Genomic DNA, 13278 nt, shown 5'->3' on the forward strand with positions numbered 1-13278 from the left:
CCATCAGCATAGCAGGCCGCCGCACAAGGCGGCGTTTCCCTGACCGATCGACGCCGGTCTCTCCTGAGCCACGTAGCAATATGGCAGTGCGACGCCCAGTATTCAAGGCGAATGGAAGGCGGCCTGCTGCCGGTGAGAGGCGGTCCAGTCAGTGCGCCACTGGCCCGGCGGTGGTTATCCGATTCTCGCCCCGCAGCTGCAACAATAATGGGGTGTGACCGATGCGCCAGCCGCCGATATCCAGTTCCCGCAAGGGCCCCGGCCTTTCCGGTGTCATCGGCGTGGCGACATTGAGCGCTGTCACGATCTCGTGCATGGGCCGTTGGATATAGGCGGGAAGGCTGCGCCAGTCCGTTTCGCCCAGCGCGGCAGCGCGGTCCAGCGGACCGGCCAGAATATCCAGGTCGATGCTGACCGGCAGAGGGGTGTCGTCAGCTGCTCGCCGGCGGCCGAGGCGGCTTTCGATGCGTTGCAGTTCGGCCTTGAGTTGCCGGGCCGACATCGGGCTGCGCAGATAGACCGCCAGGTTCAGGAAGCGGTCGCCGCCTGCCTGGTTGCCAGCGGCCTCGGTACTGTACACGCGGCTGACAACCAGGGCCCCGTGCCGCCGTGCCAGCATCGTCAGGGTAGCGACCAGGCGCAACTCCGCCTGGTCATTGCTGCCCAGCGACAGCACATAGCCCGACCCCGAATCCGTCGCCAGGCCGCATTCCCGCTCCAGGGACAAGGGCAGTGGCGATGGCACGCCGGAGGCAAGCCAGGCCTTCATTCCCACGGCCGGCATTGTTCGTAAAGCCCGCGAGCTTGTCATCCGACTACTCCCGGCGCAGCTCAGCTACCCGAGCCGGCTCGCCGCGCCTCGTCGCTCAGCGGCACAATGGAAACGGCGCTGTACTTGAACGACGGGATCTTGCCCTGCGGGTCCACAGCCGGATCGGTCAGCACATTGGCGCAGGCCTCGCGGAAGTGCATCGGGATGAACACCGAGCCTTCGGCCACCCGGTCCATCAACTGCGCCTTGAGCTGGATGGTGCCGCGACGCGAGCGGACCTCCACCATCTGACCATCCGTGACGTGCAACGAGACCGCGTCATTGGGATTGATCTCGACAAAGGCTTCCGGGCTGATCGTGTGCAGCGCGGTGGAGCGCCGGGTCATGCTGCCGGTGTGCCAGTGCTCGAGCATACGGCCGGTATTCAGCACCAGGGGATACTCGGCGTCGGTTTTCTCGTGTGGCGGGCTCTGACGCGCGGCGACCAGCCTGGCCTTGCCGTTCGGCCGCGGGAAGCTTTCGCTGAACACAATGCGCTCGCCCTCGGAGTTAGCCGGATCGTGGCAGGGGTACCATTTGCCGTCCCGTCCCAGCACTTCGTGACTGAGATTCTGGTACTCGGTGGTGCAAGCGACGAACTCGTCGAACACCTCCGACACCGAGTGGTAGGCCATGTCGGCACCCATACGCTTGCCGATCTCGCAGATCAGCTCCCAGTCCTGGCGGGCATCCCCCGGCAGGGCCAGAGCCGGCCGGCCGATCTGCACGCGCCGGTCGGTATTGGTGTAGGTGCCGAGCTTTTCCATGAACGAGCTGCCGGGCAGGATGACGTCGGCGAACTCGGCGGTCTCGGTCATGAAGATGTCCTGCACCACCAGGAAGTCGAGAGCCATCAGTCCCTTGCGCACCTTGTTCGTGTCCGGGTCGGAGACGAACGGGTTTTCGCCCTGGACATACATGCCCTTAATGCTGCCGTCCAGCGCGCCGCTCATGATTTCGGTGACGGTCAGGCCCGGGTTCGGCGACAACTCGGTGTTCCAGTAGGCCTCGAATTTCTTCTGGATCTCCGGATCGTCGACCGGCTGGTAGTCGGGGTAGACCATCGGGATCAGACCGGCGTCGGAGGCACCCTGCACATTGTTCTGGCCGCGCAGCGGATGCAGGCCGGTACCCGGCTTGCCGACATTGCCGGTGATCATAGCCATGGCGATGATGCAGCGTGAGTTGTCGGTGCCGTGGGTGTGCTGGCTGATGCCCATGCCCCAGAAGAACATGGAGCGATGGTCGGCGCCGAGCAGCCGGGCTGCCTCGATCAGCGCGTCCTTGTCCACGCCGCAGAGGTTGGCGACCACCTCCGGCGTGTACTCCTCGACCGTTTCGCGAATCTCGTCAAAGCCTTCGGTCCGCTGCTCGATGAAGTCATGATCGAGCAGGTCTTCCTTGATCAGGACATGCATGATGCCGTTGAACAGCGCCACGTCGGTGCCCGGATGGATCTGCAGGTAGATCGCCGCGTGGTCCGCCAGCCGCGGCCGCCGCGTGTTCACGATCACCAGCTTGGTGCCTTTCTCGGCGGCCTCCTTGATGAAGGTGGCGGCCACCGGATGGTTATCGGTGGGGTTGCAGCCGGCGAGCAGCGCCGTGTCGGCGTTCTCGATGTCGCGCACGACATTGGTCACGGCGCCGGAACCGACGCCTTCGAGCAGGGCGGCAACCGAGGAGGCATGGCACAGCCGCGTGCAGTGGTCAACATTGTTCGTGCGGAAGCCGGTGCGTACCAGCTTCTGGAACAGATAGGCTTCCTCGTTGGAGCCCTTGGCCGAGCCGAAACCGGCCAGCGCATCGCCACCGTGGGTGTCGCGGATCCCGGCCAGCTTGCGGCCAACCAGTTCCAGCGCTTCCTCCCAGGTCGCCTCGCGGAAATGCGGCATGACGTCGTCGTAATCAACGATGCCGCCGGCCTTGCGCTTGCCACCGCGTTCGCCCTTGACATCCGCCGACAGCGCGGTCTTCGGGTAGCTTTCCTCGCGCCGGATCAGCGGTTTGGTCAGGCGCTGGGCGTGCATCGCGTAGTCATAGCCGTAACGCCCCTTGACGCACAGGCGGCCGGAGTTCGCGGCACCGTCCCGTCCGGTGACGTCCAGGATCTGTGTCTGTTCACCGTCCACCCGATAGGTGAGGGCGCAGCCCACGCCACAGTATGGGCACAGCGAATCGACGCCCTTGAAGCCAACGGCCTTGCGGGTTTCGGCAGTGGAACCAGGAATCTTGCGCATGATGGATCCTCCTTCGCGGGCAGCCTTCAATCGCTGCCCAGCGGCTCCAGTTTAAGGTCGGCCAGTGCGCGGTTGGTCAGCGCACCGGTGGGACAGACAGCCATGCATTCGCCACAGGACACGCAGGTACTCTCGCCCATGGGCGTGTTCAGGTCGAAGGCGATGCGGGTGCCATAGCCCTTGCCGGACCGGGTAATCACATCATTGTGCTGCAATTCGTTACAGCCGCGCACGCAGCGGTCGCACAGGATGCAGGCCTGGTGGTCGACGGCGATCACCGGCGAGGACAGATCCACGCCCTGCGGCCGCCCGCTGGCGCCGTCGCGCAGGCGCACCTCGGTGATGCCGTAATCACGGGCCATGTTCAGCAACTCGTCGTCACCGGTGGCGGCATCGCGTGCACTATCCTCAGGATAGTCGGCCAGCAGCATCTCCAGCAGCATGCGGCGGTGCTTTTCCACCTTTTCCGAGCGCGTGTCGACTTCCATGCCATCTTCGCAGGGCCGCACGCAGGAGGCCTGCAGATTGCGCGCACCGGTATCGACAACGCACATCCGGCAGACGCCCACCGGGCGCATGCGCGTGCTGTGGCAGAGCACCGGAATATCGATGCCGAGTTCGCGGGCCGCATCCCAGATCGAGGTGCCGGCCGGAACCTCGGTGGCCTGACCGTCGATGGTCAGCTTGACGGTGTCATTGCTCATGCGTCCTCCTTCGTTCCGAGCCGCCGGGCGACCTCGGGAAACAGTTCCATCACCCCGGTCACCGGCGACAGCGCCACCTGACCGAGGCCGCAGATCGAGGTCTGCGCCAGCGTGTCATCGAGTTCGTGCAGCAGCTCGGCAAGGCCGTCCTCGACCTCGCCGTTGAGCGCATCTTCAAGCATGGCCACGGCCTTGTTGCTACCCACACGACAAGGCACGCACTTGCCGCAGGACTCATTGCGGAAGAAACGTGCCTGCGCGGTGGCGAGATCCAGTAGGTCGCGGCCTTCGGCCACGGCAACAAAGGCACCCGAGCCGAGTGCGCTGCCGGCCTTCTGCATGGCATCGAAGTCCAGCGGCGTGTCCGCCTTGTCGGCCGGCAGGAAGCGGGTCGAGGCGCCGCCCGGCGAGAAGGCCAGCAGCTGTTTGCCATCCGCGACGCCGCCGGCCCGGGCAATCAGATCAGTTACCGTGGTGCCCATGGGTACGCAGTAGACGCCCGGTTTGGCGACATCACCGGATACCGCCATGTACTTGAGACCCGGACAGTCGTTGGTGCCCTGGCTCTGCCACCAGTCGCCGCCGTTTTGCAGGATCATCGGCACCGCGGCGAAGGTCTCGACGTTGTTCATCAGTGTCGGCAGGCCGTTGAGGCCGACGTTGGTCGGGAACGGCGGCTTGTTGCGCGGCTCGCCGCGCTTATCTTCCAGCGCCTCGAGCAGGGCCGTCTCCTCGCCCAGGATGTAGCCGCCGGGTGAGATGAAGACCTCCATGTCGAACGGCTTGCCCGGACCGAAGGCGTCCGGCCCAAGCACCCCGAGTTCGCGCGCACGCACCAGTTCGCGGCGCAGGATTTCGGCGGCCTCCCCGTACTCGTGGCGCAGATAGATGATGCCGCGCTCGGCCTCCACCACCCAGCCGCCGATGATCATGCCTTCGATCATCAGATGCGGCAGGGTCTCCATGATGCAGCGATCCTTGAACGTGCCCGGTTCACTCTCATCGGCGTTGCAGACCAGCTGCTTCGGCCCGCCCTTGGCGCCGCGGGTGAAGGCCCATTTCATGCCGGTGGGGAAGCCGGCGCCGCCCATGCCGCGCAGGCCGGAGGCCTTGAGCTCGTCGATCACCGTGTCGCGGCCCGCATCGGCGGCACCGTCACGCAGCGTCTTGAACATGCCGTAGTGGGCATCGGCGGTCGGGTACGGGTCGGTGGCGGCGTCAACCGCCTGCAGCACATTGTGCGCCTGCGCCTGACCGTCGAGCGCGAGCCGAACCTCGGTGGCATTGCTGGCCGCGTGGTGATGGTCCACCAGGGCGACCGGTGCCTGCTCACAGCGTCCCAGACAGGAGACCTCGCGCACCTCGACGTCCGGATCCTGCCGCAGTTCCTGCAGCAACTCCTCATGGAAGGCGGGTGCGCCGTGCATGCGGCAGACGACGTCGCGGCAGACCTCGATCACGTGTTTGGCGCCGGGCTCTTCCTGAAACACCGGATAGAAACTCCGCAGCCCCTCCAGCCGGTAAAGCGGTTCACCGGTCTCCTTTGCCAGCTGGCTGAGCGTCTCGTCGCTCAGCCAGCCCTCTCGCTCCTGCAAAGCGAGCATCGTTTGCAACAACTTCATCCCGGAACGCTCCGTCCAAACGCTATAAAATTTATACTGCAATGCCCATGCCGTCAGTTTCCCGGCAGGTCATGCCCGAAGGCAGCACCGGTCCAGAACCGGGGCCTGCCCAATGGAACCGCCGCCAGTTGCAGCGTATCCGTCATACTTTCGGCTCTTGGCGGCCGTTGTGACACGGCCGGAACAGGCTGTACCTTGGGCGCATACGCACGCATTGCGCCGTGCTCCCACAACCCCGTTCCATGGAGGTCCGCATCATGAACAGCACCGATCGCCGCAAGGACACCGTCTACGACGAGGCAACCATCAAGACCCGCCTGGCCGAGGAACTTCCCAACTGGTACTTCGAAAACGGGTGGATCCGGCGCAAGTACAAGACTTCCGGCTGGAAATCCACCCTGATGGTGATCAACACGGTTGGCCATCTTGCCGAGGCCGCGTTCCACCATCCCGACATCTCGGCGTCCTACGCCTTCGTCGTGGTCAAGCTGATGAACCATGCCGCCAAGGGTGTCACCGACAAGGACTTCGAACTTGCCCGCAAGATCGAGGACGTCGTCATGTGGCAACCCGGCCTGATCGAAGGGGGCTCGCTTGAGGGCACCCCGGACGATCCGCGTTTCAAGTACATCAAGTACGACTGAACGGCGGTGCCGCCTCAATCCTGCAGTAACAGGATCTCACCCAGGCCCTGGACGCTGCGGTCGCCCAGCCAGCGCTGGACCCGACACGGGTTCAGCGCTACAAACGGGCCGTCCAGCCCGCGCCAGGCCTTGCTCATCAGCGCCAGAATCGACAGCGCCTGTTCGCCGTTATCCCGGAACAGCGGCGACAGGCTGGCCGGCGGCTGCCGCAACAGAATCGTGCCGCGCCGCATAGCCCAGCCCAGGCCATGGCCGGTGCTGCCCAATACGGCAATCGTGCCGGCGCGCATCCTGGCCGCAGTCCATGCGCCGCTGTTGCCTTCGATCAGTACCGAACCGCGCCGCATGCGTTCCCCGACGCGATCGCCGGCGTTGCCGCGAACCAGCAGCAGGCCGCCTTCCATGCCGTACTTTTCGCCGGGACGGGCCGCAGCCAGGCAATCGCCGGCATCCCCGTCGATCACGATCCGGCCGCCCCGCATGCCGTTGCCCGCGTACTCACCGGCATTGCCGGTGATATGCAGTTCGCCGCCACGCATCTTGCGCCCGGCATACGGCCCTGCCGGGCCATGAACGCGGATCGTACCCTCGCTCATGCCGTAGCCAATGCCCCACAGGCAGGCCGCGTCGGTTTCGAATTCCAGTGTCTCGCCGGGCGCGCCGGAGATGTCGAACAGCTCGCCCAGCGGCAGCCGCTCGGCACCCTTCCACACCTGGAGTTGGGCAACACCCTCCGGGCTCAGTTCACGCAGCCGTTCCGGCACCAGATGGCTGACGTCGATGGTCGACGCCGTGGGTTCACGCAGGCGCAGGCGCAATGCGGTCATGCCATCACCTCCCGCAGATGGAAATGGTGTTTGCCGAGCTTGCCGCCGTAGTTGCCAGCGGTCACCGTCAGCACGCCCTGTTCACTGCCACGCCCGGTGATCGCCTGGATGCCGCTGCGCATCGCGCGCGCGACATGGTCCGGCGTCAGTCCGTTGACCACGATTTCCAGGACTGCGCCCACCTCCGGGCCGAGTTCACTGCGTGGCGACACGCCACGCAGGGTTGGACAGTAGGCATCATTGCTCGAGGCCATCAGGGCCTTGTACTGCGAGCCGACCTTGGATCCGGAGCGCACGACACCACCCGGGAAGGGCATGATCACGCCTGATTCCTGCTTCATCGCGGCCACTGCATCCGCTGCGGCGTCCAGCGCCTGGCGATGACTGCGGGCGCTGAAGATCAGGTTGCCGCCGCCCACCGCAGACACCATGCCGGTGGACTCCTGGCAGATGAATTCGCCGTCCATCACCGGAACGCGCCAGTAGCGCACGCCGTCGACCACCTTGGACGCCTGGTAGCCGTCACCGAAGAAACGGATCTGGCTGCCCATCGGCACCTGGCGTTCGCCCTCGATGCCGGAATAGATGGCCGAACCCGGTGCTGTCAGCACAGCCTGGCCGACACGGTTGGAGACCTGTTTCCCCAGGTCTTTGCTACTGACCGCGAACAGCAGGCAGGCCACGCCGGGGCGGCCGTCCGGGGTTTCCGCGGCCGGCAGCTGCGTCTCGATGCCGCCCTCGACCCCGCAGCCGATGACCGACGTTGCAAAACCGGTGAAGGCATTGGCGGCATGGTTGGCCCAGGTCTCGTCCGGGCCGGTGATGATGACGCGTGTGGCCCGCATGTCGAAGGCCTCGGCGTAGGTGTCCTCAATGTATACGCCGTTGATCTTCACCGTTCCCTCCGACAGCTGTAGGCCACCAGTTTGCCGCGCCCGTCACCCTCGATGTCGTCATCGCGGACCGGGTAGTTGGCCAGGCCCATCGCGTAATGCGAGCGGAAGTGTTCGTCCAGCGATGTCTCGATGCCGGCGTCGTGTTCGGTCTGCATCCAGTGCGTCACACCCCAGGAGATATCCACCAGCTTGCCGTCACGAACCACCAGCGTGCCGTCCTTGAACACCAGGCTGGCGTCGCGGAACACGGCTTCCCAGTCATCACCCGGCGTGTACACCGCGATATCCGCGGCCGAGCCGGGCGCCAGGTTGCCGCGTTCGGTCAGGCCCAGCAGCCGTGCCGGGCCGGACCGGGTGATGACGGCGATTTCGTAGAGATCGTATTCCCGCTCCATAGATGCCAGATGGGTCGCGGCCTGCGCTTCGGCGTGGACGCTCGACAAGCGATCATTGCGGAAACTGCGGTCCATCAGCAGACGGATCAGGTGCGGGTAGCTGGTGAACGAGGCGCCGTTCGGGTGATCGGTGGTCAGCACTACCCGCCAGGGGTCGTTGACGCCGAGGAACAGTTCCAGGCCGATGGCCCACTGCAGGGCGTTGACGAAACTCTTGTCGCGGTACTTGAAGGGCACCACGCCGCAGCCGGCCTCGCATTCCAGATCCGCCGCCAGCCAGCGTTTCGGGTTGGCATGCGGGTGCGCCGCATACTGCAGCATGGCGTCAGCCGAGATCGTGCATGTCTGGCCGAACATCACCTGGCCGACATCGACGCTGACGTTGTCATGGCCGTTGATGTACTCGGCGATCGGCGCCGCCGCCGAGGAGAAACCCATGTCGCCCTCGGTGCCGTAGCTGTGGAACTGCAAATGGGTCAGGTGCACCGGTACGCCCCCGGTGGCTCCCATGGTTGCCAGCGTGGTCTCGACGTTGCCCGGCACGCCCAGGTTGCAGGTATGCACATGCAGCGGTTTCGGCACGCCAAGTTCCTGCACCGCTGTCGACAGGGTCTCCAGCACACGCCGACCGGTGACACCGTAGTACGGGTTGGTTTCGTCCAGGTCCATCTTGCGCTGGTTGAACTTGAAGGCGTTGATGCCGCCCGGATTGACCACCTTGATGGCCATGCAGCGGGTCGCCTGCAGGATCCAGCTCACGTAATCGTTGATCTGCGCCTGCGGCGCGTCGGCCGCCAGCAGCTTGAGCAGGAAGTCGTCGTTCCCGAGCATGGCGAAGCCGCCCTTGTCCATGATCGGGATATCGCCCATTTCCTGATGCGCCAGGCGGGCGTTGACCGGCAGCAACGCCGGCTCGAACACCGCGGTATAACCCATCCGTGCGTACTCCAGCCCGGTTTCCCAGGCCGTCGGCACCGGGCCACGCAGGCTGTCTTCGACTTCGGCACGGAGTTCCGGCGGCAGCAGCGTGCGGGCGATATTGACCTTGCCGCCGCCGACATGGGTATGCATATCGATACCGCCGGCCATGACAATCTTGCCGCGCAGCTCATAGGTCTGCTGGGGTTCGGCATCGGCGCCCGGCGCATCGATAATGCGGCCGTCCCGCACCCAGATGTCGCGGACCTCACCGTTGATGCCCTGCACCGGATCGTAGACGGTGCCGCCACGAAGCAGTGTCAGCATGAGGAGGTCTCCCGGGCCGGCAATCCGGCCAGTATCCGGTCAAGCACGTCGGCGGCGGCTGGTTGTTGACTATCTCGCAAGCTGCGCAGCGGCAAGCTCACCACGTGGTCGCTGCGCACGCTGGTACCGGCATGGTCAAGCCCGGGCACACCGATGGGGATCAATACATCAGGCTGCCAGTCGAGGCGCTCGGGATACGGCGTCAGGACGATACTTGGCACCTCGGCCTTGCCCGGCAGGTGATCCCCTTCCATGCCACCGATCCAGACCATGCAGTCCGTTGTGCCCGAAGACAGCAAGCGCCCGGCATCGATCAGTCGTGGTTCGTAGATCACGTCATCGCCCCGGAAGCGGATGCGACCGGGATACCCGGTGGACCAGAGGCAGACTTCCTCGAACGTGGTTGCGCTCTCGTTTCCCGCCAGCGCCAGGCCGCCCCAGCGCTTTTCGGCATTCAGGGACTGCACCAGCGTCTGCAATGCTTCCACCAGCAGATCGCCATGCGCGCCCAGGCCCGCAGGCCCCCAGACCACGGCGCCATAGTCCACCTCGCGCATGCGCGAGGCCAGTTCGGCCAGTGCCGTCATTGGCAGGTCCGAAGTCGCCGCGTCGTCCAGGTCGCGTTCTTCCAGCAGGCAGCGCAGGGCGCCGATGGCATAGGGGACGTCGTAGACCGGGCAGTCGATGTGCTGCCAGTGCAGTTGTTCGCTGTCGGAGGCGTCGGGCGCCTGCGGGCCGATGACTACGACCTCGCGGGGCTTGCCGTCCAGGAATGCCGCCTGGCTACCCTCCAGAACCCGCTCGGTCAGTCGAGGCATGACGTCCACACCATTGGTGCCGACCAACAGAACCAATTCCGCTCGATTGCGCAGTTCCGACATTGTCGTGCTCATGCCGCCGGATGACTGCATGGCGAGCACGCCCTGAAAGCCCCCGATACCATGCAGATGATCCATTGAGGCTTGGGTGCGTTGCGCCAGCCGCAGCGCTGCGCGGCTGCCGGCAACATCCGTGGCAAGTCCGGTCAGCAGGGGCTCGCGCGCCTCACCCAGCAGACCTGCGGCCTGGCTCACGGCGGCATCAAGGCTGGCCTCGGCACCGTTGACCCGGGCTTTGGCACTGCTCGGCGGCTGGCCAAAGCCGGCGCGACTGCGCACGCAGGCGCCATGCTCTATCGCAAAGCCGGAATCGCTGGCGCGCAGTGCAAGATCGTCACAGCCCAGGCCGCAAAAGGGGCAGGGCACATTGCGTGCGTTGTCCAAGTCCGAAATCTCCGGATCGGGAATGTGTTGGAAACTGCTCCGCCCCGACCGCTGCGCCTCTTCTGATCGGGCGCATTGCTCTGCCGGGTGATCGGGCATTTAATCATCAATGCAGATTCGCTGTCATGTTGCGCAGCAGAACAGGGCCTGGTCCTGTGAGGCACAGGGAATCGATCAGCGTTTCCCGAGGTAGGTGCTGAACAGTCTGTGCATGAAATAAGACAGAAACATGGTCTGGCCAACGGCTGGTCGAAGCCGATTCCTATCCCCGGTCCGCGTCCTGCGGACCCTCGTCGTGCCCCTGTGGACCGTCACGCAAGCTCGATAACCGTCGCCCACTTTGTCGCTGCTTTGACGGAAAAATTTCCGCGTCACGGTCCGCATTTCGGCCCGCCGATCCGGGCGGCTGGCACAGGCGTTGCAGCCACCGCGGTATGAACAAGTCATCTTCAACGGTGCGGGCGTCGCGGGTCCGCGTGCAGGCACCAGCCCGTCTGCATATGGGGTTTCTCGACCTCAACGGCGGGCTGGGTCGCCGCTTTGGCAGTGTCGGCCTGGCGCTGGACCCGATTTCCACGGTGCTCTGGGCCGAGCCGCATTCGGAGGTGCTGGTGGAGGGCGATGCACCGGAGCGAGCGCCCCGCGTTGCCGGTCAGATGCTGGCCCAGCTCGGTCACCCCGGCGGGATTCGCCTGCATTTCGAATCGATGATCCCCGAACACGTGGGACTTGGCTCCGGCACGCAACTCGCGTTGGCGGTCGGAGCCGCGATCAGCCATCTGTACGGCCTCGACTGGGATACCGCGCGGGTCGCGCACCAGCTTGATCGCGGCGCACGCTCAGGCATTGGTGTCGGTGCTTTTGACCACGGAGGCTTTCTGCTTGATGGCGGTCGTGGCGAGGCCGATCGACCACCGCCGCTGCTGTCGCGGCTGGACTTCCCGGAGACCTGGAGCACGGTGCTGATCCTCGACCGGACGGAGCGCGGTTTGCACGGCGCGGCGGAGCTGCAGGCGTTCCGGGATCTGCCGCAGTTCCCCGCGGATACGGCCGCGCACTTGTGCCGGGTGGCGCTGATGCAGCTGCTTCCGGCGATCCGGGAGCAGGATCTGGCGTTGTTTGCCCGTGCAATCTGGAGCCTGCAAACCGCGGTCGGCGATCATTTTGCGCCGGCTCAGCAGGGTCGTTTTTCCAGTCCGGCGGTTGCCAGCCTCCTGGAACAGGCGGCCGCCGAGGGTTTGCCCGCCGGCCAGAGTTCCTGGGGACCGACCGGGTTTGTCGTGCAGCCGGACCGTGCCGGCGCGGAACGGTATTGCGAGCGGCTGGGTGGGCAGGTCCCGGAACTGGAGTTCCTGATTTGCCGTGGCCGCAACACGGGGGCCGAGGTGCTGGTCGAGCATGCCCAGCGACTGGCGTCAAGTTAGCGGGTGGCCGGGAACCGACTCGCCGGCGGTCGCGATGACAGACCGTATTTGCTCGTCGGCACCAGCGTTCGCGGGCTGGCGCAGTCGGCGATCAAAGGTGGCTACCGCGTTATCGCCATGGACGCGTTCGGCGATGCCGACACGCTTGCTGCGGCGGAGGTGTTCGTGCCCCTGCCGCTGCGCGGCGGGGTGGTCGATGTGGCGGGCCTGGCGGAGAGCGTTTCGGCCGTGGCGCGCCGTCACCGGCCCGCGGGCCTGGTGTATGGCAGTGGCCTGGAGGCGGTGCCGTTTCTGCTGGATCGCCTGGGCCGTCATCTGCCGGTGACCGGCAATCCGGCCGCGGTGCTGGCCGCGGTGCAACGGCCGGAACAATTGCAGTACTGGCTCGAAGGCGGGCCAGTGGCGTTTCCGGACACGCAGACGGCAAGGCCCGATGATGCTGCGCACTGGCTGGTCAAGCCGCTGGCCGGAAGCGGCGGCAGCGGCGTCCGACCGGCCGCGGTGGTTGCCGAGCCGAATGAAGTCTATCAGCGCCGGATTCACGGCGTGTCGCGGTCGGCCCTGTTTCTGGCCGACGGCAAGCGGGCCTGCCTGCTGGGTGTCCATCAGCAGTGGTGCAGGCCGGATAACAGCGATGGGGGAGGATTTCTGCATGGTGGCGCGGCCAATCGCAACGATCTGACCGGTGCGCAACTGGAGCGGCTGCGCGCATTACTGGATGCGCTGACTACGCGGGCCGGCTTGCGCGGCCTGAACGGCGTTGACTGCATCGATGACGGCCAGCAGCTCTGGCTGCTGGAAATCAATGCCCGCCCATGTGCCAGTCTGGATCTGTATGATGCCGCGCTTCCCGGTGGCCTGTTCCACTGGCACCTGCGGGCCATGGCGGGTGTGCTGCCCGAAGCGCCCGGTCAGGTACCGCAGCGCGGCTATCGGGTGGTTTATGCGCCGCATGCGCTGCGCGTGCCGCGCGCCATTGACTGGCCTGACTGGATCTCGGACCGTCCGTTGCCAGGGAGCCGGATTGCCGCGGGTGCGCCGGTCTGCACCGTGCATGCCGAGGGTGGTGATTTCGATGCCTGCTGCCGCTGCCTTGCGGCCCGTGAACAGCGACTGTTGCAGGCACTGCGTGAACCGCGGCGGCGCTGGTGGCGCGTCCTGGCGGGCGGCAGAAACCGAATCAGTTCTTGATATTACCAACAGAGGGGATG

The 13278-nt window shown here is 65.6% G+C and carries 11 protein-coding genes; 3 read left to right on the top strand and 8 right to left on the bottom strand.

Going from position 1 to position 13278, the window contains the following annotated elements:
- Nucleotides 1-148: 148 nt before the first annotated feature.
- The 4 genes from M0534_RS03590 to M0534_RS03600 are packed head-to-tail and all read right to left on the bottom strand — an operon-like array spanning nucleotide 149 to nucleotide 5374.
- The gene (locus M0534_RS03590) at nucleotides 149-784 is read right to left on the bottom strand and encodes a 2-amino-4-hydroxy-6-hydroxymethyldihydropteridine diphosphokinase (protein WP_248567044.1); all 636 of its coding nucleotides are present in this window, start codon (nucleotides 782-784) and stop codon (nucleotides 149-151) included.
- 47 nt (nucleotides 785-831) lie between these two features.
- Nucleotides 832-3048: a formate dehydrogenase subunit alpha gene (gene fdhF / locus M0534_RS03595; protein WP_345894695.1), complete on the bottom strand. Its 2217-nt coding sequence runs from the start codon at nucleotides 3046-3048 to the stop codon at nucleotides 832-834.
- 26 nt (nucleotides 3049-3074) lie between these two features.
- Nucleotides 3075-3752 (bottom strand): 2Fe-2S iron-sulfur cluster-binding protein, encoded by a 678-nt coding sequence (locus M0534_RS13770; protein ID WP_345894696.1) that lies wholly within the window; start codon nucleotides 3750-3752, stop codon nucleotides 3075-3077.
- Nucleotides 3749-5374, bottom strand: a complete 1626-nt coding sequence (locus M0534_RS03600) for an NAD(P)H-dependent oxidoreductase subunit E (RefSeq protein WP_248567045.1) — start codon at nucleotides 5372-5374, stop codon at nucleotides 3749-3751. The genes M0534_RS13770 and M0534_RS03600 overlap by 4 nt, the downstream gene beginning before the upstream one ends.
- 257 nt (nucleotides 5375-5631) lie before the next feature.
- On the opposite strand from M0534_RS03600, the gene M0534_RS03605 reads away from it, so the two are divergent.
- Nucleotides 5632-6018, top strand: a complete 387-nt coding sequence (locus M0534_RS03605; protein WP_248567046.1) for a 4a-hydroxytetrahydrobiopterin dehydratase — start codon at nucleotides 5632-5634, stop codon at nucleotides 6016-6018.
- Nucleotides 6019-6032: 14 nt separating this feature from the next.
- On the opposite strand, the gene M0534_RS03610 is transcribed toward M0534_RS03605, so the two are convergent.
- From M0534_RS03610 to M0534_RS03625, 4 genes are read right to left on the bottom strand one after another with little or no spacing between them, the layout of a single operon-like run.
- Complete coding sequence (locus M0534_RS03610) at nucleotides 6033-6845, bottom strand: formylmethanofuran dehydrogenase subunit C (RefSeq protein ID WP_248567047.1); 813 nt, start codon at nucleotides 6843-6845, stop codon at nucleotides 6033-6035.
- Nucleotides 6842-7741, bottom strand: a complete 900-nt coding sequence (fhcD, locus tag M0534_RS03615; protein ID WP_248567048.1) for a formylmethanofuran--tetrahydromethanopterin N-formyltransferase — start codon at nucleotides 7739-7741, stop codon at nucleotides 6842-6844. Before fhcD ends, M0534_RS03610 begins: the two co-directional genes overlap by 4 nt.
- Nucleotides 7738-9381 carry a formylmethanofuran dehydrogenase subunit A gene (locus M0534_RS03620; RefSeq protein ID WP_248567049.1) on the bottom strand — a complete coding sequence of 548 codons (1644 nt, stop codon included), beginning with the start codon at nucleotides 9379-9381 and terminating at the stop codon, nucleotides 7738-7740. Before M0534_RS03620 ends, fhcD begins: the two co-directional genes overlap by 4 nt.
- Nucleotides 9375-10643, bottom strand: coding sequence for a molybdopterin-binding domain-containing protein (locus M0534_RS03625; RefSeq protein WP_248567050.1), 1269 nt, complete (start codon nucleotides 10641-10643; stop codon nucleotides 9375-9377). Before M0534_RS03625 ends, M0534_RS03620 begins: the two co-directional genes overlap by 7 nt.
- A gap of 434 nt (nucleotides 10644-11077) precedes the next feature.
- Between M0534_RS03625 and M0534_RS03630 the strand changes: the two genes are divergently transcribed.
- Together M0534_RS03630 and M0534_RS03635 are read left to right on the top strand one after the other, a co-directional pair.
- A complete protein-coding gene (locus tag M0534_RS03630) occupies nucleotides 11078-12067 on the top strand; it encodes a beta-ribofuranosylaminobenzene 5'-phosphate synthase family protein (RefSeq protein WP_248567051.1) in 990 nt (329 codons plus the stop codon).
- Between the two features lie 3 nt (nucleotides 12068-12070).
- Nucleotides 12071-13258: an ATP-grasp domain-containing protein gene (locus M0534_RS03635; RefSeq protein WP_248567052.1), complete on the top strand. Its 1188-nt coding sequence runs from the start codon at nucleotides 12071-12073 to the stop codon at nucleotides 13256-13258.
- Nucleotides 13259-13278: the final 20 nt, after the last annotated feature.

This window comes from Methylonatrum kenyense (assembly GCF_023195885.1).
GTDB lineage: Bacteria > Pseudomonadota > Gammaproteobacteria > Nitrococcales > Aquisalimonadaceae > Methylonatrum > Methylonatrum kenyense.